This is a genomic window from Reyranella sp., assembly GCF_004297405.1.
Lineage (GTDB): Bacteria > Pseudomonadota > Alphaproteobacteria > Reyranellales > Reyranellaceae > Reyranella.
Map to the genome: position 1 here is coordinate 13716 of NZ_SCVC01000031.1, position 22268 is coordinate 35983.

General features: G+C 65.1%; 21 protein-coding genes. 14 read left to right on the forward strand and 7 right to left on the reverse strand.

Annotated elements, in window-relative coordinates; all coding sequences use genetic code 11:
* Positions 1 to 310: 310 nt before the first annotated feature.
* Genes EPO50_RS19450 through EPO50_RS19460 form a run of 3 tightly spaced genes read left to right on the forward strand, consistent with a single transcriptional unit; the run spans position 311 to position 4225 of the window.
* Positions 311 to 1348, forward strand: a complete 1038-nt coding sequence (locus EPO50_RS19450) for an HlyD family secretion protein (RefSeq protein WP_296346668.1) — start codon at positions 311 to 313, stop codon at positions 1346 to 1348.
* Positions 1335 to 2921: a DHA2 family efflux MFS transporter permease subunit gene (locus tag EPO50_RS19455; RefSeq protein WP_296346669.1), complete on the forward strand. Its 1587-nt coding sequence runs from the start codon at positions 1335 to 1337 to the stop codon at positions 2919 to 2921. The genes EPO50_RS19450 and EPO50_RS19455 overlap by 14 nt, the downstream gene beginning before the upstream one ends.
* A gap of 23 nt (positions 2922 to 2944) precedes the next feature.
* Positions 2945 to 4225 (forward strand): ArgE/DapE family deacylase, encoded by a 1281-nt coding sequence (locus tag EPO50_RS19460; RefSeq protein WP_296346670.1) that lies wholly within the window; start codon positions 2945 to 2947, stop codon positions 4223 to 4225.
* A gap of 41 nt (positions 4226 to 4266) precedes the next feature.
* On the opposite strand, the gene ald is transcribed toward EPO50_RS19460, so the two are convergent.
* Complete coding sequence (gene ald, locus EPO50_RS19465; RefSeq protein ID WP_296346671.1) at positions 4267 to 5382, reverse strand: alanine dehydrogenase; 1116 nt, start codon at positions 5380 to 5382, stop codon at positions 4267 to 4269.
* Between the two features lie 142 nt (positions 5383 to 5524).
* Between ald and EPO50_RS19470 the strand changes: the two genes are divergently transcribed.
* The gene (locus tag EPO50_RS19470) at positions 5525 to 6040 is read left to right on the forward strand and encodes an Lrp/AsnC family transcriptional regulator (protein WP_296346672.1); all 516 of its coding nucleotides are present in this window, start codon (positions 5525 to 5527) and stop codon (positions 6038 to 6040) included.
* On the opposite strand, the gene EPO50_RS19475 is transcribed toward EPO50_RS19470, so the two are convergent.
* The 5 genes from EPO50_RS19475 to EPO50_RS19495 all read right to left on the reverse strand — a co-directional run bounded on the left by EPO50_RS19475 (position 5979) and on the right by EPO50_RS19495 (position 10480).
* Positions 5979 to 6842: an EamA family transporter gene (locus EPO50_RS19475; protein ID WP_296346673.1), complete on the reverse strand. Its 864-nt coding sequence runs from the start codon at positions 6840 to 6842 to the stop codon at positions 5979 to 5981. The genes EPO50_RS19470 and EPO50_RS19475 overlap by 62 nt on opposite strands.
* Positions 6843 to 6846: 4 nt before the next feature.
* Positions 6847 to 7464: a 3-isopropylmalate dehydratase small subunit gene (leuD, locus tag EPO50_RS19480; protein ID WP_296346674.1), complete on the reverse strand. Its 618-nt coding sequence runs from the start codon at positions 7462 to 7464 to the stop codon at positions 6847 to 6849.
* 2 nt (positions 7465 to 7466) lie between these two features.
* Positions 7467 to 8861: a 3-isopropylmalate dehydratase large subunit gene (gene leuC / locus EPO50_RS19485; protein ID WP_296346783.1), complete on the reverse strand. Its 1395-nt coding sequence runs from the start codon at positions 8859 to 8861 to the stop codon at positions 7467 to 7469.
* Between the two features lie 43 nt (positions 8862 to 8904).
* Entirely contained in the window at positions 8905 to 10119 is a 1215-nt protein-coding gene (locus EPO50_RS19490) for a tetratricopeptide repeat protein (RefSeq protein WP_296346675.1), read from the reverse strand.
* Positions 10120 to 10276: 157 nt separating this feature from the next.
* A complete protein-coding gene (locus EPO50_RS19495; protein WP_296346676.1) occupies positions 10277 to 10480 on the reverse strand; it encodes a DUF1127 domain-containing protein in 204 nt (67 codons plus the stop codon).
* A 116-nt stretch (positions 10481 to 10596) separates the two neighbouring features.
* Between EPO50_RS19495 and EPO50_RS19500 the strand changes: the two genes are divergently transcribed.
* From EPO50_RS19500 to EPO50_RS19535, 8 genes are all read left to right on the forward strand, one after another.
* Positions 10597 to 11505, forward strand: a complete 909-nt coding sequence (locus tag EPO50_RS19500) for a transcriptional regulator GcvA (protein WP_296346677.1) — start codon at positions 10597 to 10599, stop codon at positions 11503 to 11505.
* Positions 11506 to 11634: 129 nt separating this feature from the next.
* Entirely contained in the window at positions 11635 to 12156 is a 522-nt protein-coding gene (locus EPO50_RS19505; protein WP_296346678.1) for a sigma-70 family RNA polymerase sigma factor, read from the forward strand.
* A gap of 108 nt (positions 12157 to 12264) precedes the next feature.
* Positions 12265 to 13245, forward strand: a complete 981-nt coding sequence (locus tag EPO50_RS19510; RefSeq protein WP_296346679.1) for a FecR domain-containing protein — start codon at positions 12265 to 12267, stop codon at positions 13243 to 13245.
* Positions 13246 to 13352: 107 nt separating this feature from the next.
* Positions 13353 to 15827 carry a TonB-dependent receptor gene (locus EPO50_RS19515; RefSeq protein WP_296346680.1) on the forward strand — a complete coding sequence of 825 codons (2475 nt, stop codon included), beginning with the start codon at positions 13353 to 13355 and terminating at the stop codon, positions 15825 to 15827.
* 88 nt (positions 15828 to 15915) lie between these two features.
* Positions 15916 to 16974: an LLM class flavin-dependent oxidoreductase gene (locus EPO50_RS19520; protein ID WP_296346681.1), complete on the forward strand. Its 1059-nt coding sequence runs from the start codon at positions 15916 to 15918 to the stop codon at positions 16972 to 16974.
* A gap of 4 nt (positions 16975 to 16978) precedes the next feature.
* Positions 16979 to 17431, forward strand: a complete 453-nt coding sequence (locus EPO50_RS19525; protein ID WP_296346682.1) for a MarR family winged helix-turn-helix transcriptional regulator — start codon at positions 16979 to 16981, stop codon at positions 17429 to 17431.
* A gap of 58 nt (positions 17432 to 17489) precedes the next feature.
* Positions 17490 to 18113 carry an MSMEG_1061 family FMN-dependent PPOX-type flavoprotein gene (locus tag EPO50_RS19530; protein WP_296346683.1) on the forward strand — a complete coding sequence of 208 codons (624 nt, stop codon included), beginning with the start codon at positions 17490 to 17492 and terminating at the stop codon, positions 18111 to 18113.
* Between the two features lie 30 nt (positions 18114 to 18143).
* Entirely contained in the window at positions 18144 to 19967 is a 1824-nt protein-coding gene (locus EPO50_RS19535) for an adenylate/guanylate cyclase domain-containing protein (protein WP_296346684.1), read from the forward strand.
* Here the strand turns inward: EPO50_RS19535 and EPO50_RS19540 are convergent.
* Positions 19943 to 20617, reverse strand: coding sequence for an aspartate/glutamate racemase family protein (locus tag EPO50_RS19540; protein ID WP_296346685.1), 675 nt, complete (start codon positions 20615 to 20617; stop codon positions 19943 to 19945). The genes EPO50_RS19535 and EPO50_RS19540 overlap by 25 nt on opposite strands.
* A 109-nt stretch (positions 20618 to 20726) precedes the next feature.
* Here EPO50_RS19540 and EPO50_RS19545 point away from each other — a divergent pair, with 109 nt between their 5' ends.
* Together EPO50_RS19545 and EPO50_RS19550 are read left to right on the forward strand one after the other, a co-directional pair.
* Positions 20727 to 21248 (forward strand): hypothetical protein, encoded by a 522-nt coding sequence (locus EPO50_RS19545; protein WP_296346686.1) that lies wholly within the window; start codon positions 20727 to 20729, stop codon positions 21246 to 21248.
* A 9-nt stretch (positions 21249 to 21257) separates the two neighbouring features.
* A complete protein-coding gene (locus EPO50_RS19550; RefSeq protein WP_296346687.1) occupies positions 21258 to 22259 on the forward strand; it encodes a 4-hydroxyproline epimerase in 1002 nt (333 codons plus the stop codon).
* The last annotated feature ends 9 nt before the right edge of the window (positions 22260 to 22268 follow it).

Sequence of the window (22268 nt, forward strand, 5' to 3'; positions counted from 1 at the left end):
TGCGCCCGGCGCGGTGCAGCAAGACGGGTTTCGGGTTGAAGATCGATGGCCGATCGATTGTTTCAGCCGTATTCTTTTTTCATGACAAAGGCTGACAGCGCATCTCGATTGGGGACGGCGGAGTAGCGTCGTGGATCAATCGGTATCGCCGCCAGACGCCAAGTCGACACCTCGTGAGTCGACTCCCCAACCTGCCTCGCACGTTCCCCGCGCCGCGCCACCAGCGGGCGTATTGCCCCGTGCCAGATCGACAAGAGGGGCAGGCCTCGCGCGTGCGTTGCTACGGCCGCGTTTCCTGGCGATCGCGGCCATGCTGGCCATCGCGCTGTTTTATGGCGGTCGCGAGCTGCATCTGCGGCTGACCCACGTCTATGAATACGATGCGCGTGTCACCGCCGATGTGGTGACGATATCGAGCCGCGCCGACGGCTGGGTCACCGATCTTGCCGTGCGCGAAGGCATGAAGGTCGAAGCCGGCCAAGTCCTCGTGAAGATCGACGACAGGGTCGCCAAGCTCAGAGTTGGCGCGCTGCAGTCGCAGGTTCAGGCCGTGCAGGCTGAGCGCGCCAAGCTGCGTGCCGAATGGCGCCTGAGCGAAAGCCAGATGGACGCGCTCACCCGCACGCGCACGTCGGGCGTGCTGGTGCGTGAGAAGGCGCTGGCGGCGTTGAAGTCGGATCTCGACCTGGCGCGCCTGGAACTGGAGCGCAGCAAGACCCTGTTCAGCACCCGCGTCATCAACGAGCGCCAGCTTCAGGTGTCGCAGGCGGCGGTATCGAAACTCGAAAGTCAGATCCAGCAGCTTCAGGCCGAACACGAACAGGCGACCGGCAGCCTCGAGGAAGCCAAGAGCGAGAGCTACAAGCTCGGCGTCATTGACGCCCAGATCGCCACGCTCGCCCATCAGGAAGCCAACCTCGAAGCGCAGCTCTCCCAGCAGCTCGTCGATGTCGAGGACCGTACCATCAAGAGCCCGGTGCCGGCCGTGATCGACCGCACCTTCGTGCTGCCCGGCGAGTACGTGGCGTCGGGCCAGCGCATCCTGCTGTTGCACAATCCCGACGAGGTCTGGGTCGAGGCCAATATCAAGGAGACCCAGGTCGGCAAGCTGAAGGTCGGCCAGACCGTGCGCGTCTCGGTCGACGCCTATCCCAGTGATGCTTTCGAAGGCCGTGTGGCGCGCATCGGCAGCGCCACGACCGCGCGCTTTGCCCTGCTGCCGACGCCCAACCCTTCCGGCAACTTCACCAAGATCACGCAGCGCGTGCCGGTCAAGATCGACATGGTCAAGATGCCGAAGTCGTTGACGCCCGGCATGATGGTCGAAGTCGAAATTGACATCCGATAACGCTCCGCTTCAGACCGCTGCGGCGCTGACGGAACGCTACGGTCCGGCCTATCGCTGGCTGGTCACCGTCACAGGCATGATGGGCGTCGTCTCGATGGTGCTGGCGATGACCACGGTCAACGTGGCGGTGCCCGACGTCATGGGCGCTTTCGGCATCGGCCAGGACAAGGCGCAATGGATGTCGTCGGCCTATATGGCGACCATGACCGCCGGCATGCTGATCAACGCCTGGCTGACCGGCGTGCTGGGCGAACGCCGCACCTTCGTGGGCTCGCTGTTCTTCTTCTCCGTCGGCGCCGTGATGGGCGGCGCCGCGCCGACCGAGGACACGCTGATTTTCGCCCGCGTCCTGCAGGGCTTCAGCGCCGGGGTGGCGCAGCCCCTGGTCATGGCGACGATCTTCACGGTCTTTCCCGCGGACCGCCGCGGCATGGCGATGGGCGTGTTTGGCTTGGGCGTCGTGTTCGCACCGGCCATCGGCCCGACCCTGGGCGGCCTGATGATCGAATACTTCTCCTGGCGCTACGTCTTCTTCATCTCGCTGCCCTTCTGCGTGATCGCGGCCGTCATGGGGCTGGTGTTCATGCCGACGCGGCCGATCCCGCGCGTGATCCCGCCGTTCGACTGGCTGGGCTTCGCGTTGTTGTGCCTGGCGTTGTTCGGGCTGATGACCGGCATCGCCGACGGCCAGCGCGAAGGCTGGGCCTCCGATGGCATCGTCCTGCGCCTGGTCGGTGGGACCGTGGCGACCGTGGCCTTCGTGGTTTGGGAGCTCTATACGCCGCGCGCGCTCCTGGACGTGCGCATCTTCGGCAATGTCGAATTCTCGGCGGCGGCGTTGATCGCCTTCATCTTCGGCGCCGGCATGATGGGTTCGACCTATATCGTCCCGGTCTTCGTGCAGACCATCATCGGTTTCACACCCCTGCTGGCGGGGCTGATGATGATGCCGGCCGGTATCATGTTGGCCTTCATCTTCCCGCTGGCCGGCCGCCTCTCGGACGCCATGCCGGCCTCGACCATGATCATCGGCGGCCTGCTGCTTTTCTCGCTGGGTTTCGTGTGGATGGCGGCGGCCGACATCGACACGACCTTCTGGACCTTGGTTGCCATGGTGATGGTGTCGCGTCTGGGGCTTGGCTTCATCAATCCCAGCCTCAACGCCTCCTCGTTGAAGGCGCTGCCGGCCGACAAGGTGCGTCAGGGCGCGGGCGTCGCGAACTTCATGCGCCAGCTCGGCGGTGCGTTCGGCATCAACCTGATGGTGGCCTTCTTCGAGATCCGCACGCGCTTCCATGCCGATGCGCTGACGGCCACGCAGGACTGGGGCAATCGCACCACCGACCGGCTGCTCACCCAGGTCGAGCAGTTGATGCAGAAAGGCGGCCTGCCGTTTCAGCAGCAGAAGGCCGGCGCGCTGGAGTATCTCGGCGCTATCCTGCACGGCAAAGCTCAGATGTTGGCATTCTCCGATACCTTCATCATTGTAGGCGTCGTGGCCCTCGTCGCTCTCATCCCGGCGGCCATGCTGTCGCGCTCGCAACGGCGTGCACGCAAGCTGGCTTGGAACTGAGGGCCCGTTTCAGGAGTTGAGTGATGCTCGATGCTGCCGTGAAGACGAAAATCATGAACGAGGTCGATCGCCGGTTCGACGATCAGACCAAGGTGCTGGCCGATCTGGTGAAGATCCCGTCGACGCGGTTCCAGGAAGCGCCGGCGCAGGACATGATGGCCCGCCTGTTCAAGGAAGACGGGCTCGGAATCGACCGCTGGCAGATCAAGATCGACGATCTCAAGCACCTGCCGGGCTACTCGCCGCACAGCCAGGATTACGACGATGCCTGGAACGTTGTTGGCGCCTGGCGGCCATCGTCCCCGAAGGGCCGGTCGCTGATTCTCAATGGCCATATCGACGTGGTGCCCGAGGGACCGCACGAGATGTGGAGCCGCAATCCCTTCGAGCCTGCGGTCAAGGACGGCTGGCTGTACGGCCGCGGTTCGGGTGACATGAAGGCAGGCCTGATCCTCAACGTCTATGCGCTGCGGGCCCTGAAGGCGCTGGGCTACCAGCCGGCGGCCGACGTCTATCAGCAGTCGGTGGTCGAGGAGGAATGCACCGGCAACGGCGCCCTGGCCTGCCTGCAGCGCGGTTATCGCGCCGATGCGGCCTTGATCCCCGAGCCGTCGTCAGGTGTGCTCACCATCGCGCAGGTCGGCGTGATGTGGTTCCAGGTCAAGGTGACCGGCCATCCCGTCCACGTCTACAAGGCCGATGCCGGCTCCAACGCCATCGAATCGGCGTTCCGCCTGATCCAGCAGCTGCGCGAGCTGGAGAAGAAGTGGAACGCCAAGAAGGCGCACGACAAGCACTTCTGCGACCATCATCACCCGGTCAACTTCAACGTCGGCAAGATCGCCGGCGGCGACTGGGCGAGTTCGGTGCCGGCCTGGTGCACCTTCGACATGCGCGTGGGCGTGCTGCCGTCGCAGAACCTCAAGGAATGCCGGCAGGAGATCGAGGATCTGATCCGCCACGCCGCGGCCAACGATCCCTTCCTCGGCAACAACCCGCCGAGCGTCACCTGGGAAGGCTTCCAAGCCGAGCCCTTCGTGCTGAAGAACCACGAGCAGGTGCGCGACGTGCTGGCCAAGGCGCACAAGACAGTGTTTGGCGCCGCACTCGAGGACAAGACTTCGACAGGGACCGCCGACAACCGTTTCTTCGGCCTCTATGCCGGCATCCCTGCGCTGGTCTACGGCCCGCAGTCCGACGACATCCACGGCTTCGACGAACGGGTGAACCTGGAGTCGGTACGCAAGATCACCCAGGCGACGGCCTTGTTCATCGCCGAGTGGTGCGGCCTGCAGAAGGTGTAGTTGCCCACCTCCCCTTTCAAATGGGGAGGTGCATCAATCGACTACGCGGCGATCGTTTCGTCCGCGGGCGAGAAGGGCAGGCCGAGGCTCTCGGCCGCCGCTTTGTGCGTGAAACGCCCGCGATGGATGTTGAGGCCGGCGCGCAGATGCGGATTCTCGGCCACCGCCGCGAGACCCTTGCGCGCGAGGGCGAGGCCAAAGGGCAGGGTGGCATTGTTCAGCGCCTCGCTCGACGTCAGGGGCACGGCGCCCGGCATGTTGGCGACGCAATAGTGAATGACGCCGTCGACCTCGAAGGTCGGAGCGGCATGCGTGGTCGGGTGCGAGGTCTCGAAGCAGCCGCCCTGGTCGATGGCGACATCGACGATCACCGCGCCGCGCCGCATCGACTTCAGCATCGCCCGCGTCACCAGCTTCGGCGCAGTGGCGCCAGCGATCAGCACGGCGCCGATTACCACGTCGGCTGAGAACACTTCGGTCTCAACGGCTTCGAGGGTCGAGAAGCGGGTGCGCACCCGTCCCTGAAACAGTTCATCCAGCTCGCGCAGGCGCGGCAGGGAACGGTCGAGGACAGCGACTTCCGCGCCGAGGCCTGCGGCCATGCGCGCGGCATGTGTGCCGACCACGCCACCACCCAGGACGGCGACCCGTGCCGGGGCCACGCCGGGCACGCCGCCCAGCAACAGCCCGCGTCCACCTCTATGCCGCTGCAGGGCATTGCCGGCCGCTTCGATGGAGAGCCGGCCAGCAACTTCGCTCATCGGCGCCAGCAGTGGCAGGCCGCCATGGGCGTCGGTCACGGTTTCATAGGCGATGGCTGTGCAACCTGACGCAAGAAGGCCGCGTGCCTGGTCAGGGTCCGCGGCCAGATGAAGGTAGGTGAACAGGATCTGGCCCGGCCGCAGCTTCACCCATTCGTTGGGTTGCGGCTCCTTGACCTTCACGATCATGTCGGCGGCGGCGAACACCTCGGCGGCCGAACCGGCGATGGTGGCGCCTGCCTTGCGGTAGGTCTCGTCGTCGGCGCCGATGCCCGAGCCCGCAGTCGTTTCGACGAGAACCTGGTGACCGGCATGAACATATTCTCTGACCGCGCCGGGCGTCAGCCCGACGCGATATTCATGGGTTTTGATCTCCTTCGGCACTCCGACGCGCATCGAACGGCTCCCATTAGTTTCCAGGATATTTCTTTAACAAGGGATTTGGTTCGATATCCTGCGATCTTGCGATGACCTTACCGGTTTGCGCCAGATATCGGCGCTTTGGAGGCGAATGGCGCAGGATTCAAAACCCACCCTTATGGACCGCATCGACGCATCGATCCTGGCTGAACTCACGGCCAATGCGCGGGTAAGCCAGGTCGATCTGTCAACCCGTATCGGTCTCTCGAGCACCGCGATCGCGCGTCGGCAGAAGGGGCTCGAGGAGGCGGGTATCATCCAGGGCTATCAGGCCGTGCTCGATCTCGCGCAGTTCGGACTGGCCACCACCGTCCTTGTCCGGATCACCCTGGAGAGCCAGAGCGAGGATGCCCTCAAGGCGTTCGAAGCCGACGTCGTTGCCTGCCCGTCGGTGATCCGGTGCTTCCTGATGTCAGGGAGCGACGACTACATCGTCACTGTCCTGGCGCGCGACATCGAGGATTTCGAGCGCATCCATCGCACCGAGCTGTCGCGGCTGCCGAGGGTCGCCCGTATCGAATCGAGCTTCGCACTGCGTGAGGTGGTCAATCGGGCTGTGCCGCCGGTGGTCTTCAGCGCGTCCGGCGCGTCGAGGCATAAACCCCTGTCGCCACGCCGCCTAACACGACGATGATGCCCAACAGGCGCATGCCTTCTACCGGTTCGTCGACCAGCAGCGCCGCGAAGGTCAGCGCCGCACAGGGCACCAGAAGTGATACGGGGCCGATCTTCGCGGCCGGATAAGTGCGCAGCAGCGTGCCCCAGATCAGGTAGCCCAGCCACATCGCCGGAACGACTGTGTAGAAGAGCACGAACCAGCCGCCCCAGGTCGGCACCAGCAGTGGCGAGAGGAGAGCCGTTGGTCCGTCGATCACCAGCGCAGCGATGCCGAGGGGGAGCGGCGGCAGCACGCTCGCCCAGACCGTCACTGCGAACATCGATACGCCGCGTGCCGAGCGGAAGAAGAGGTTGCCGGTCGCCCAGGTGAGCGCCGACAGGAGTGCAAGTCCGATGGCGAAGAGGCTGGCCGTGCCGTCGACCGTCCCGGCGATCAGCACGACACCCACGACCGCGATAGCAAGTCCCAGCCACTGGCCGCGCGTCGCATGCTCGCGCAGGAAGAGGGCGGCCAGCACGACCGTAAGCGGTCCCTGCATCTGCACCAGCACGGAAGTGAGGCCAGGCGGCAGACCCGCTTCCATGGCGAAGAACAGGAAGACGAACTGGCCGGTGAACATGAAGCCGCCGATGCCGGCCAGGGTGCTCCAGGAGATCGCGGGCTTCGGGACGAACAGGATCGGCAGCGCGCCCAGCACGAAGCGCCAGGTCGCGAACGTGAAGGGCGTGAACTCGTCGAGGCCGAAGCGGATGACAGTGAAGTTCAACCCCCACATCGCCACGATGAGGAGCGCCGACGCGAGGTGAAGTGGGGTCAAGCGACTATAGCCAGACCCATGGGCGAGCCGTCTTGTCCTGTGACTGCCACGCGGTGATCACGTCCTTGTGCGACATGGTCTGGGCGATGTCGTCCAGCCCGTTCAGCATCGCATGCTGGCGCCGCGCGTCGATCTGGAAGGGGATCGTGCGGCCAGTCGGCGAGACGACCTGGCAGTTCTCCAGATCGATGGTCACGCGAGCGTTGCCGGGCGAGGCCTTCATCTCGTCGGCGAGCTGTTCGATCTCGTGGATCGGCAGTGCCACCGGCAACAGGCCGTTCTGGAAGCAGTTGTTGTTGAAGATGTCGCCGAAGTAGGGCGCGATCACCGCACGGACGCCCATGCCCTTCAGCGCCCACACCGCCCCTTCGCGGCTCGAACCACAGCCGAAATTCTCACGGCTGAGGATGATCGGCGCGTCGCGATAGGGCTGCTGGTTGAAGATGCAGTCCGGGTCTTCGCTGCCGTCGGGCTTGAAGCGGATCTGCTCGAAGCAATACGGCCCGAGGCCATCACGGGTCACGTTATCGACCAGCCGCTCGATGCGGATGATCAGATCGGTATCGACGTTCTGGCGCATCAACGGCGTCGCGACGCCCGTCACCTTCGTGAACTTGTCCATGGTCAGATCTTCCTCACGTCAGCGATGGCGCCCTTGATGGCCGCCGCTGCTGCCATGGCTGGGCTCGCGAGGTGCGTGCGTGCGCCGGGGCCCTGGCGGCCGACGAAGTTGCGGTTGGAAGTCGAGACGCTGCGCTTGCCGGGTGGCACGCGCTCGCCATTGGAGGCGAGGCACATCGAGCAGCCGGGCTCGCGCCATTCGAAGCCGGCGTCGAGGAACACGCGGTCCAGCCCTTCGGCCTCGGCCTCCTGCTTGATGCGCACCGAGCCGGGCACGACCCAGGCCGTGACGTGATCCGCCTTGTGTCGCCCCTTCACGATGGAGGCTGCCGCACGCAGGTCGGAGATGCGGGAATTGGTGCAGGAGCCGATGAATACCCAGTCGACCTTAGTGCCCTCGATCGGCTTGCCGGGCTCGAGGCCCTGGTACTTGAGCGCCGCCTCCCAGGCGCCGCGCTTTTCTTCCGGGCCGGTGCTGGGATCGGGAATGGCGCGGTCGACGGCGATGACGTGTTCGGGGCTGGTGCCCCAGGTGATCTGCGGCGCGACATTCTTCATGTCGACTGTGTGCTCGCGATCGAACTCCGCATCGGGATCGGTGGGCAGCGCTCGCCAGTGCGCCACCGCGCGATCCCACATCGCGCCCTTCGGCGCATAGTCGCGGCCGTTCAGGTATTCGTAGGTCGTGTCGTCGGGCGCCACCATGCCGGTGCGCGCACCCATCTCGATGGTGAGGTTGCAGAGCGTGAGACGCGCCTCGATCGGCAGGGCCCGCACCGCCGAACCGGCATACTCGACGGAATAGCCCGTGCCGGCGGCGGTGCCGAGTTCACCGATCAGGTGCAGGATCATGTCCTTGGCGGTGACGCCCGGCATCAGCTTGCCCTCGAAGCTGGCACGCAGGCGCTTGGGCTTCCTCTGCACCATCGTCTGTGTCGCGATCACATGCACCAGCTCGGAAGAACCGATGCCGAAGGCGAGCGAGCCCATGCCGCCATGCGTGGAAGTGTGACTGTCACCACAGACGAGTGTGGTGCCGGGCAAGGTCAGCCCTTGTTCGGGACCCATGACATGCACGATCCCCTGACCGTCCTGGCCGAGGTCGAACAGCTTGATGCCGTAGGCGCGGGTCGTTTCGCGCATCGACAGGATCAACGGTTCGCCCGGAGGATGGGTCTTCTCGGTCCGGCCCGGCTGCGTCGACATGGTGTGATCGGGCGTGCCGTAGGTCAGGCGCGGCTGTGCCGGCGGATAGCCCTTCTCGATGGCTTCCTTCAGCGCCTTGCCACCCGACATGTCGTGCAGCAGGAGCCGGTCGATATGCAGCAGCACGAAGCCGTTGCCGAGGTCGGTGATGACGTGGCTGTCCCAGATCTTGTCGAACAGGGTTTTGCCCATGGGGTTGGCCTTTGGGTTGAGTGTCCGCTGCAGGAGGCGGATATCAGCACCCGGCGAGCCGCGCCGCCAGTCCTTCGCCATCCTCGTCATGCAGCAGTTCGGCAGACGCATACCAAGGTGATGTTCCGAGGTTCGGACCCCAGAGCCAGTCTGCGGTACGCGGCAGAAGGATCAGCGTCCTGATCCCAAGCGATGCCGCGAGATGTGCAGGCCAGGTGTCGTCACCGACCACGAGGCGGCAGCTCGCGACTTGAGTGGCATCGCGCTCCACGTCGAGGCCAACCGGCGGCTCGCGGCGGCTGAACCAGCCGATACGCTGTGAAGGTTCAGCTTGCGTCTTCAAGGCGATCGGCGGCGGCAAGGAGTCGAGTGTCCAGCCCAGCAGATGCGGAAGGCTGCGCAACGGCGCTGCGGCGGCAAAACCCTCCAGCGGCTCGCCGCGGGCGATCGTCGGTGCGGCGAGATGGTGTGCGATGTCGGATGCGCATTGAACGACGCCGTCGATGCGCGCTAGCATCAGCACATCGCGTCGGGCTTCGTCGCTCTCGATATCGGCCTGTTCGGGATAGAGCAGCAGGCGGCCGTCGAGGGGTTCGCCCTGCCAGCGCGGCAAGGCAGGAGCATAGCGATCGCCCGGAATTTCCAGCCGGGCTTCGTGGTCGGCAAGGCCACGCCACCAATCGCCCTGGCGCAGCAGCAGCTCGCCGCGGCGCTGTCGCAACTGCGGGTCGTTCGGCCGGCTGACCAATGCAGTATCAAGATCGGCCAGAGCGCCGGCCCACTCGCCGCGCGCGGCCAGCAGGCCCGCGCGGGCACTAAGGCTCGGCAGCAGGCGATTATCGAGGGACAGGGCGAGATCGTAGGCGCGTTCGGCTTCCTCGGCGCGGCCCAGCGCTTCGAGGGTGCGGCCGGTATTGTGCGCGATCGTCGGATCGTCCGGCTTGAGATGCGCGGCACGCCCCAAAGCCAACAGCGCCGGCTCGTGCTGGCCGAGCTGTATCAGGCAGCCGGCGAGATTGATCTGGGCGGTTACTTCGCGCGGCAGGAACTTGGCGGCGCGCTCCAGCGGCTCGCGGGCCTCGGCGAAGCGGCCGAGCTTCAATCGGATCTGCCCCAGCAGATGGAGAGCCTGGCCCGAATTCGGTCGGTCGTCGACGATGCGGGCAAAACCTGCCTCGGCACCGGCAAAGTCACCCGCGGCCGCACGCTGCAGGGCCTCGCGGCCCAAGGTTTGAATCTGTTGTTCGGAAAGCGCCACGCGCGGGCTCTAGCAGAGGCCGGGGCGTGATCAAAGAGAAAGCAGGGCAAAGAAAAAGCCGGCGGTCGACAGGGAGGCAGAAGATCGACCGCCGGCTAGTGTCCGGAGAAGGGAGGGCCCGCGCAGGGTAAAGACGGGCCCGCTCCGGATTTCGATGTCAGACGCGCCAGAAGGGCTTGTTCACCTCGAACTGGATTTCCGTCGGGCTGATCCCCAAATCACGCGCAGTGCGCGCGTCGAGGTTGGCGAGCTCGCGGCGCTCCTTGGCGCGGCGGCGCCACGTCGACAGGATCATGCCGAAGGCGGTGAAGGTGCCGGCGAGCGGGGCGTTCGAACTGTAATGAAGCGAGATGTTGGCCATGGGACCTCTCCCGAAAGTGGTGTCGTGTGCTGGCGGTGATGTGAGCTTCGGGGACACCCTTTACAAATGACCCTTTGTCCTATTTTGATTAAAATAACTCATGTGATCGGAGCCCCATGAAGCGATCCCTTCCGCCGCTCAACGGCTTGCGCGCCTTCGAGGCCGCGGCACGCCATATGAGCTTTACAGATGCTGCCGAGGAATTGAGCGTCACCCAGGCGGCGATCAGCCATCAGGTCAGAGGACTTGAACAAAGGCTCGGATTAAAATTATTCGTGCGCCGCAATCGCTCTCTGCTGCTGTCGGAGGCGGGCCAGGCCTATCTGCCAGCAGTGCGGTCGGCGTTCGATCAGCTCAACGAGGCTACCGAGAAGCTCCTGCAGAAGGATCGTGGCGGTCACCTCACGGTAACAACCACGTCTTCCTTTGCCATGAAGTGGCTGGTGCCGCGGCTGGGCGGCTTCCAGCGCGCCAATCCGGAGATCGACGTCCGGATCTCGACCGGCACGTCGCTGGTCGAGTTCTCGCGCGAGGATGTCGATATCGGCATCCGCTATGGGCGCGGCCAGTGGCCGAACCTGGTGGCCGAGCGGCTGGTCGACGAGGACGTGATGCCGGTCTGCGCACCGTCGCTGGTCAAAGGGCCGAACGGGCTCAAGAAGCCCGCCGACCTCAAGCGTTTCACGCTCCTGCACAGCATCAACTTCCCCGACGATTGGCAGGTCTGGCTGACCGCCGCCGGCGTGAAGGGCGTCGACGCCTCGCGCGGCCTCTCGTTCGACTTCGCGCTCGCGACCTATCAGGCTGCCATGGACGGGCTGGGGGTGGCGCTCGGCCGCAATCCGCTGGTCGAGCCCGATCTCAAGGCCGGCCGCCTGGTCGTGCCGTTCGAATTCAAGCGGTCTTCGGACTTCGCCTATTACGTCGTCTACCCGCCCGAGGCGATCCGGCGTCGCAAGATCAAGGCTTTCCGCGACTGGGTCGTGTCGCTTTCGGAGATCGCGTCGCCGGCAGCGGGTTCATGACCTCCAAACCGGCTTCACCGGGAAGGTACACAGCGCGTTTCTAATTGCGAATAATTCGCAACAAAGATACCTTGCCCGCCACTCCGGCCTTTTGTCCGGGGCCGGTATTGGGGAACAAGAGTAAGCGCTGTGCCTGCGGACACCACGGCTCTCTTTGTCGAGCACCGTCGTTCTTTGGTCGAATACGCCGCCGGGATCCTGGGATCGCGGGCGCAGGCCGAGGACGTCGTGCAGGAAGCCTATATCCGCTTCAGCGTGGCGAGCGAGAAAGGCGCGTCCCCGCAAGGGGAGCCCATCCTGCACCCTCTTGCCTACCTCTATGCCGTCGTCCGCAATCTCGCGCTCAACTGGGTCCGGCGCTCGTCGCTGGACGCTGCAGGTTCGCGCACGAGCGAGGAAATCGCCTCGGTGGCGAGCGACGCGCCTTCCGCCGAGGCGGTGCTTCTCCATCGCGACGAGCTGCGCGAGCTGGCCGCGGCCCTGGTCGAACTTCCCGAGCGCACGCGGCTCGCCTTCAATATGAACCGCCTGGAAGGTCGTCCCCTGCGTGAGGTGGCAGATCGGCTGGGTGTTTCCGTCTCCCGCGCCCAGCAGCTCGTGAAGACCGCCATGATCCATGGCGCGAAGCGACTGAGGACCCTGCAGCAGTGAAATGCTCGGCCTCTTTTTTTGCTTGCCCCTTGAATCCGGCCTTTTGAAATCGTCCTACTTGGTGACGCGACCGCTCCCATGGTCGCCGGCGCACTCCCCTTGGTGGCGATGACAGGCGAACCGACGGACGACGATCTGCTGGCCGAAGCCGTCGACTGGCGCATGCGTATCGACGCGGCGCCCGAGGACAGGGCCGTGCGGGCAGCGCTCGACGCCTGGCTTGCGGGAAGCAACGCGCGCCGACGCGCCTATGCTGATGTCGAGCGCATGGCGCGAGTGGCCAGCGATCTGCCTCCTGGCTACGAAAACCTGCAAGCGCCCCTCGAAGCCGAGCCACTGCGTCCAGCCCCGCCCGCGGGTCTCCGCGCCGCGCGGCGCGCGGGCTATGCGGCGGTCGCCTTGGCGGCCTGCCTCGCCTTTCTGTTCCTGCCGTCCCTGCAGCTTTGGCTCGCTGCGGACTACAGCACCGGCACGGCCGAGCTGCGTACCATCACGCTGGAGGATGGCAGCATCGTCTCGCTCGACGCCGGAAGTGCCGTTGCCACGCACTACGGTACGGCCCGACGCGAGGTGACGTTGTTGTCGGGGCGGGCCTTCTTCGAGGTCGTCCCGGCAGCCGACCGGCCGTTCGTGGTGGTCGCAGAAGACGTGACCGTCACGGTTACCGGCACCGCTTTCGACGTAGGACGGTCGGGTGATGCTGTTTCGGTCGCCGTTCAGTCCGGAACCGTCGAGGTCGCTACGGCACGTGGCAAGGGCACGGTGGTACCACTGGTGCGCGGCCAGCGACTCAGCATCGACAGGAAGTCGGAGCGGATGGCGAAATCTGAAATCGTCCCGGCTGATGTCGCCGCATGGCGCGAACGTCGTCTGATCGTCGACAAGGCCACGCTGGCGGAAGTCGTGGAAGAACTCGGCCGTCACTATCCCGGCGTCGTGATGCTGCCTGATCGCGGGCTGGCCGAACGTCGCGTGTCCGGTGTCTTCGATCTGCGTCAGCCAGTCGAAGCTTTGCAGGCTGCCGTGCGCACGCACGGTGGTTCCACGACAAGGATCACCCCCTATCTCGTCGTGGTTTCAGGCCCCTGACGTTCACAAAATTTTCGAAGTGCCCTTGAATCTGGCCGACGTCGCGACTCTCTCTTCCGTGCGTCGCCGCCGCTCCACCGCACATACCACCTTGCGGGAGAGTTGTTGTGACGTCGATCAATCGAAGGGAACGGGCGCGCAAGAGGGGGCGAGGCGCCGTCGGCGGTTTCGCGAGCGCGGCGATACTGGTGCTGTCGTCGCCCGTCCTTGCTCAAGACCTGCAAGATCAAATGCCGCGACTGGAAGCTCAGGCAAGCCGCACCGTCGCTTTCGATATTCCCGCACAGCCCCTGGCGCAGGCGCTGACAGCCTTTGGTCGGCAATCAGGCCTGCAGGTTGCGTTTGATCCCGCCGCTGCCGCTGGCAAGACGAGCGTTGCATTGAACGGGCTGATGGCGACGGAGCAAGCACTTCGTGCGCTGTTGGGTGGCACGGGCCTTTCCTATCAGTTCACGTCTGCGGGGGCTGTGACGATCTCGGGTGCTGCGAGCGGCGCCGGTGGCGTGCTCCTCGACCCCGTACAGGTCCAGGGTTATGCCGTGCCGGCGCAGGCGATGATCGACAACGTGCCGCCACCTTATGCCGGTGGCCAGGTCGCGACCGGCAGTCAGCTCGGCCTGCTCGGCAACCGCGACGTGATGGACACGCCGTTCAACCAGACGAGCTACACCGCCAAGAAGGCGCAGGACCAGCAGGCCAAGACCGTTCGCGACGTGCTGAACGACGATCCCTCGGTGCGCTCCAGCGTGCCCGACGGCGCGACGCCCGGCGACAACATGTATATCCGCGGCTTCGCGGCGACGAGCTTCATGACCTATGGCGGCCTCTACGGCATCCTGCCGACCTACTCGCCGATGGCCGAAATCGCCGAAAGGGTCGAGGTGCTGAAGGGGCCGAGCGCCATGCTAACCGGCCTGCCGCCGGGCGACGCGATCGGCGGCTCGATCAACATCGTCCCCAAGCGCGCACCCGACGACGGCCTGACGCAGATCACTGCGAACTACCTGTCGAGCGGCCAGGTCGGCGGCCATGTCGACGTGGCGCGCCGCTTCGGCGAGAACAAGGAGTTCGGCGTGCGCTTCAACGGCGTGTTCCGCGCCGGCCAGACCGACATCCAGTGGAACACCGACCAGCGGGGGCTGGCGCTGCTCGGCCTCGACTATCGCGGCGAGCGCGTGCGGCTCTCGGCCGATCTCGGCTATCAGTACCAGTATATCGGCGGCGTGCTGCCGTTCCTCGGCGTGGCCAACGGCGTGCCGCTGCCCTGGGCTCCCAACATCCGCAACAATCCCGGCGGCCAGCCCTGGAATTCCCAGGAGCGCAAGGATCTGTTCGGCGTCGTGCGCGGCGAGTACGACATCACCGAGCAGGTCACCGCCTATGCCACCTTGGGCGCGCACGACAACCGCGTCGGCGCGCTGCGCAACGCCGTGTCGGTGATCGCCACCAACTTCGCCGGCAACAGCACCGTGACGCCCAACACGCTGTCGCAGTACCAGACCTACCTGACGGCCGAGGTCGGCGTGCGCGCCCGGGCCGAGACCGGCCCGATCGGCCACGAGATCGCCTTCAGCGCGACGACCCTCGATTGGGGCAGCGGCTTCGCCGTCGTCAACGGCGCGCCCTTCGCCACCAACATCTACAACACCGCCGCCGTCACGCAGCCCAACATTCCCATGGGCGTCGCCAACAAGACCAGCAACACCACGCTCTCCAGCCTGGCGCTGGCCGACACGCTGACGGCCGCCGAGAAGCGCATCCAGTTGACGGTCGGCGCGCGCCTGCAGCAGGTCAAGTCGGCCAATTTCAATGCGACGACCGGCGCGCAGACCGACAGCTACGACCAGGCTGCGCTCAGCCCCTCGGTGGCGCTGGTCTTCAAGCCCTGGCAGAACGTCTCGCTCTACGGCAACTTCATCCAGGGCCTGCAGCAGGGCTCGACCGTGGCCAGCAACTTCACCAATGCCGGCCAGGTCTTCCCGCCCTACAAGTCGACGCAGTACGAGGTCGGCGTGAAGGTCGACTGGGGCAAGCTCACCACCACCATGAGCGCCTTCCAGATCTCGCGGCCGAGCCTGATCACCGACGTCGCGACCAACACGCAGCTTCTGGGCGGCGAGCAGCGCAACCAGGGGCTGGAGTTCGATTTCTTCGGCGAGCCGATCGAGGGTGTGCGCGTGGTCGGCGGCCTGATGCTGCTCAATGCCGTGCTGACCAAGACGACGGGCGGCACCACCGACGGCTGGATCGCGCCCTTCGCGCCCACGGTGCAGCTCAATCTCGGCGGCGAATGGGACACGCCCTTCGTGCCCGGCCTGACCCTGACCGGGCGCGTGGTCTATACCGGCGCGCAGTATTTCGACACGACCTGGCCGCGCCGCATGCTGCCCGACTGGGCGCGCTTCGATCTCGGTGCGCGCTACGCGTTCGAGAACCCCGGCGCCAAGGGCAAGCTGCTGGTCGCCCGCTTCGCCGTCGAGAACCTGCTCGACACCAACTACTGGGCCGGCGGCACCGGCCCGACCAGCCTCTTCCTCGGCATGCCGCGAACGTTCCGTCTGTCGCTGACGGCGGATTTTTGAGCAGGTAGAGGCTCAGCGGGAAATTCTAGATATTTGCATTTGCAAATATCTGGCAAGAAGCGGATGATCGCCAAAACGGGAGGCGATCATGCAATTCGGCTACTTCACGCTGAGTGACAACCGCTATCCAAACAATCCGCGATCGGCCGAGGACTTCCTCAAGGACATCTATGCCGAGGCGCTGTGGGCCGAGAAGGTCGGACTGAACTCGGCCTGGATCGGCGAACACCATTTCAATCTGTTGGGCGTTAACGCTTCGCCGCTGGCAATGCTGGCACAGCTCGCCGGCGCCACGACCAAGCTGCGCCTGGCGCCGGCCGTCACGCTCCTGCCGGTTCATCATCCGCTGCATGTCGCCGAAGAGTGGGCGACGCTCGATCTTCTCTCCGGTGGCCGGGTCGATTTCGCCGCCGGCCGCGGCTACGACCGCAAGGAGTACGAGCCGTTCCAGGCACCGTTCGAGGACTCGTCCGAACTGTTCGCTGAAGGGCTCGAAATCGTGTGGCGTGCCTGGACCGAGACCGGCAAGTGGTCGCACAAGGGCAAGTTCTACGAGTTCAAGGATGTCGAGGTGCGGCCCAAGCCGGCACAAAAGCCGCTCCGGCCGTATGTCGCCTGCTTCTCGCGGCCTTCGATGGAGCTCGCTGCCAAGAACGACTGGAACGTGATCTACGCGCCCTTCGCCGCGGCCATGGTCTACGGCTCGCTGGCCGATGCCGTGCGCGTTTATCGCGAGACCTGCGAAACCGGCTTCAAGCGGCCGATGCGGCGGGCCATGTGCTCCTACTTCGTGCATATCGCCTCGACGCCGGAGGAAGAGCATTACGGCAAGGAAGCGCTGGTGCGTTACTTCCAGGATGCGTTGATCGCTGCATTCCCCTCATCGTCGGGCGAGAAGGTGCCGCCGACCTACAAATACTTCGTCAACATCGTGAACATCCTGCGCGACATGCGGCCGGAGAAGCTGACCGACAAGTCGATCCTGTGCGGCAGCCCGCAGCATATCGTCGATACGCTGAAGCAGGTCGAAGCGGCCGGCGTCGCCGAGGTGATCCTCTACTTCAACTACGGGCAGAAGCCGCATGCGTTGGTGAAGGAGCAGATGGAGCGCTTCATGCGCGAGATCGCGCCGCATTTCGCCAGCTGACGCGATGGGTCCGCTCGGCTCCTATCTGCCCTATCTGCTCAATCGCGCCGGCGCGCGGATCGCAACCTCGTTCGGCGAGGAGGTCCGGCCACTCGGCGCCACCCTGCAGATCTGGCGCGTCCTCGCTGCTCTGAGAGAACGCGACGGCCGGCGCATGGGCGATCTCTCAGCGACGACGTCGATCGATGTGTCGACGCTCACGCGGCTGGTCGACACCATGGAGAAGAAGGGGCTGGTGGCTCGCCGCCGCGATCCCGCCGACGCCCGCGTCGTCGTCCTGCATGTCGCGCCGGAGGGCCGTCGTCTGACACGGAAGCTCCTGCCCATCGCCGAACGGTATGAGAAGGTGGCGCTGCAAGGCTTCGACGCCGAGGAGGCCGAGCAGCTCAAGGCCGCCCTGCGCCGGCTCTATGCCAACATGGATGCGCTGGAGAGTCCCCATAAGGTGCGAGGTTGAAACTCGCCGCCTTGTAGTCGATTGTGCTGCGAACGATTCTTAAAGGGAGCCCTGCCTCATGGCGCGCCTCAGCTCGACGGACGACCTCCGCCGCATCATCACCGAACCGCGTCCTGCGTCACGCAGCAAGATCCTCGATGCTCTGGACGAGCAGTCGACCGACTTCCTGAAGCGCTGCCCGTTCGCTTTGATCGGCACAACGGCCGCAGACGGTACGATCGAGGTCTCGCCCAAGGGCGACGAGCCGGGTTTCATCCGCATCGAGGACTCCCGGACCCTGCTGATCCCCGAGCGGGTCGGCAACAACCTGGCCTTCGGCCTCAGCAACATCCTGGCGACCGGCAAGGTCGGCATCATCGCGCTGGTGCCGGCGACCGGCGAGACGCTGCGTATCTCCGGCACGGCGGAGATTTATGACGATGCCGATCTGCTGGCGTCGCTGAGTTCGCTCGGCAAGCCCGCCCTGCTGGCAACCCGCGTGCACATCAAGCACTGCTACTTCCATTGCGCCCGCTCGATCGTGCGCGCCAAGCTCTGGGATCCCAAGGCGTGGCCGGCGCCAGGCCGCATCTCCTTCGGCAAGATCATCGCGCCGCGCATCGGCGAGAGCGCCGAGGTGGCGGCCCAGATCGACGCCAATGTCGAAAGTGCCTATACGACGAGGCTCTGGCAGAACAGCTAGAAGCGTCGAGGGAGGCGCGCTCACGTCGGGATGAAGCGCAAGGCCGGTTTGTTCCTGCTCGCGGTGTTGGTGGTCGCGAGCCTCATGACGATGATCGTGGCGTCGCTCGCCATGTACCGGCTGGTCGCGGGGGCGCAGGCCGAAGAACTGCGTAAAATCGAGGCAAGCCTCAGCGAGCGGTTCGCCGTGTTCGAGCTCATGCTGCAGAGCGAGAACCGGCGCAATCATCGGCATATGGAGACGGTGCTGCCGCGGATCGCGGCCGACGTCGAGCGGGCCGGACGCGATCCGCGCACCCTGTCGTTCGCCGAGATGGACGCACTGGCGACCCAATACGGTATCGGCCACCTCTACTTCATCGACCGCGACTACAAGGTGTTCCAGACCAACCTGCCCTCGGATCTCGACTTGGTCTTGCCCAAGGGGCGGCTCACCGACTTTCTCGACAGGGTTATGGGTAGCGGCAAGGCGTGGAACGCCGGCATCGATCTGTCGTTGGTGACCCACACGCTCAAGACCTACAGCTACTTCGGCCCGGCCGACCGCGACTACATTATCGAAGCCTCGACCGATGTCCGCGAGACACTGCAGCGGAGCGATTTCGCCTGGATGGGCAAGTACTTCTTCGAGGAGTTCTTCGCCGACGCCATGGACTCCAATCCCTATGTCCGCGACGTCGATGTCTACCTGGTCAGCAGTACAGGCGCCTGGTCTTTGATCCATGTCGGCGAACAGCTCGCCCCAGCCATCGTCGAGAAGGTCCTCGATGCCGGTCGCTACCGGCCATCCGAGGTACAGGACCGGCTGACGACCCGATACAGCGTCTTCAAGGCCGCCGGAGCGGACGGCAAGGGCGACGGGCCAGGGGCAATGGTGATGATCCGCAAGGTGGTCTTCGATCTCGGCCTGGCGCGCCAGGCAGTCGTCCACGTGTTCGTAAGCTCGCTGGTCGTGCTGGCCCTGATGCTGCCGCTCATCTACTGGCTCGCCGCACGGCTGCTGCAGCGGCAGATCCTCGATCCGCTGTTCACCTTGCGGCGCGAAGCTGGTGCCATCGCGGAGGGCGATCTCGATCAACCGATCGCCAATGTCGAGCGGCGCGACGAGATCGGGCAGCTGGCGCGTAGCTTCACCGCCATGCGCGACGCTGTGCGGGCGACCATCACGGATCTCAAGGAGACCAACCTGTCGATCGAGCGGTTCGTGCCGCGCGCCTTTCTGGCCAAGATTGGCCGGCCGAACATCCGGTCGGTCGCGCTAGGCGATAACAAGCGCCAGGACATGACCATCCTGTTCGCCGACATCCGCAACTTCACTGCCCTATCGGAGCGGATGTCGCCGGACGCCAACTTCGCTTTCATCAATGCCTATCTGGCGGAGATGGGGCCGGTGATCGCCCAACATGGCGGCTTCATCGACAAGTACATCGGCGACGCCATCATGGCGCTGTTCGAGAAGGCCGACGACGGCGTGCGTGCGGGTCTCGCGATGCTGGCGATCCTCGAGCGTTTCAACGCAACGCGTCAGGCGACCGGTGCCGAACCGATCGTGATCGGGATCGGCCTCAACACCGGCTCCCTGATGATGGGCACGATCGGCGAGCGGCACCGCATGGACGGCACGGTGATCTCCGATGCCGTCAATCTCGCTGCCCGTCTAGAGAGCTTGACCAAGGACTATCGCGTGCCCCTGCTGGTCTCGCAATTTACCGTGGATCGGCTGGACGACCCTGAGACCTTTGCGCTGCGCCCAATCGACACCGTGGTGGTGCGGGGCAGGACTCAGCCAGTGGCGATCTTCGAGGTTCAGGCCCGCCAATCGTCTATTGGTCAGGCGCCCACTGATCTGGCGTAGATCGCGTCGACATGGATGTCGGCGCAGTCGATGACGGGGAAGCCCGGATCGTGACCGGCGAAGGCCAGGAAGAGGTCGGTGCCGCCCAGCACGATCGCCTCGGCGCCATGGTCGCGGCAGAGCTCCGCGCCGATCTTGAAGAACAGGCTGCGCTGCCCCTCCGTCACGTGACCGGGAACGGCCATGGCCACGTAGGCATCATGAACCTGTCCCAGCTTCTCGCCCTCGGGATGGATCACCTCGACCGAGGTGATGCCACCGTAGAGACTGCTTTCCATGACGTTGCGCGTCCCGATGATGCCGATCCGCCTCAGGCCACGAGCGCGCAGCGCCTCGTTCACCGCGGGAATGGCGTTGACGAGGGGCAGCGGCGAGATCGCTTCGAGGTCCTGGGCGCAGAAGTGTCCGCCCATCGAGGTCACTGCGGCTGCTTTGGCGCCGGCAGCGGCCATCCGGTGGATCAGCCGCGCGAAGATTTCGGCCTGGGCCTTGGTGTCCTTGATGGTGAGATTGCCCGTCATCTGGCGCGCATCGGCATGCGCGATGGTGACATCGAGCACCGTGCCGGCCTTGGTGTGCCGGTCGATGAGGCCACGGTAGTAGAAGTCCGTCGCGGCGGGCCCGATGCCGCCGATCAAGCCGATATGCATTTGGCGACTACCTCGATGAACGATGGGGCAGCAACCTTACTGCAACAAATGCGAGGTGTGGCGAAAAGCGTCCCTGCGAGCCGGGCGCCACGAGCGCTAGAGTTCGCCGATGCGGCGAGTGGCGGTTTTCGGGACAACGGGATCGGGCAAGAGTTGGCTGGCCGAGCGGGTGGCCAGCCAGGCCGGTTTGCGCGTGATCGAGCTCGATGCCCTTTACTGGGGTCGCAACTGGCAGCCAGCGCCGCTCGAGCTGTTCCGCCATCGGGTCGAACGCGAGACGGTCGGTGATGGCTGGATCGTCGTCGGCAACTACGCGCAGGTCCGCGATCTGGTCTGGCGCCCTGCCGACACGCTGATCTGGCTCGATCTATCGCTGCCGCTCGTCATGTCGCGTCTGGTCCGCCGCACGGTGAAGCGTGTGGCGACCGGCGAGGACCTTTGGGGTACGGGCAATCGAGAGACGATCGCCAACACCTTCTTCAGCCGAGATTCGATCCTGCTCTGGGCACTCAAGACCCATCGTCTCAACCGCGAGCGCTTCGCCCGTGAATGCGAGGGGCTTTCGGAGGACAAGCGCATCGTGCGCCTGCAGAACAGCCGTGAGATTGAGACCTTTCTGAATGCGGCGTAATCAGGAGGCATGGTGGTCCACACCTTCCAGTGCCTCGATGGTCATACCTGCGGCAATCCCGTCCGTCTGGTGACAAGTGGCGTGCCGGAGCTGAAGGGCGCGACCATGAGCGAGCGCCGGCTGGATTTCCTCGCCAACCATGACTGGATCCGCAAGGCGCTGATGTTCGAGCCGCGCGGGCACGATGTCATGTCGGGTTCGATGCTCTACCCCTCGACCCGCGCGGACTGCGACACGGCGATCCTGTTCATTGAGGTGAGCGGCTGCCTGCCGATGTGCGGCCACGGCACGATCGGCACCGTCACCATGGCGATCGAGAACGGCCTCGTTTCACCGATGAAGCCCGGCGAGCTGGCGCTCGATGCGCCGGCCGGTCGGATCGTGGCGCTCTACGAGCAGAAAGGCCGCTTCGTCGAGAGCGTCCGGATCACCAATGTGGCGTCCTATCTCGCCGCGAGTGACGTGACGATCGACGTGCCCGGCTTGGGCGAGCTTGCCTTCGACATCGCCTATGGCGGCAACTACTACGCGATTCTGGAGCCACAGAAGAACTATGCCGGCCTGGAGGAAGTTTCAGCGGCCGACGTGTTGCGACTCTCGCCGCTCATTCGCCGGCTCCTGAACGAGAAGATCCAGCCAGTGCATCCCGAGAACGAGACGATCCGCGGTGTCAGCCATGTCATGTGGACCGGCCGGCCGCGCGATCCCCGCGCACATGCCCGCAACGCAGTGTTCTATGGCGACAAGGCGATCGACCGCTCACCGTGCGGCACCGGCACATCGGCGCGCATGGCTCAGCTTGCGGCGCACGCCAGGCTGAAGGTCGGCGATGCTTTCGTGCATGAAAGCATCATCGGTTCGCTTTTCGATGGTCGCGTCGAGGCGGTTGCCCAGATCGGCAATCACGCCGCCATCGTGCCCTCGATCTCGGGGTGGGCACGCCAGCATGGGGTCAACACGATTTCTGTCGACGACCGGGACCCGTTTGCACACGGGTTCCAGGTAACTTAGCGGGCCGAG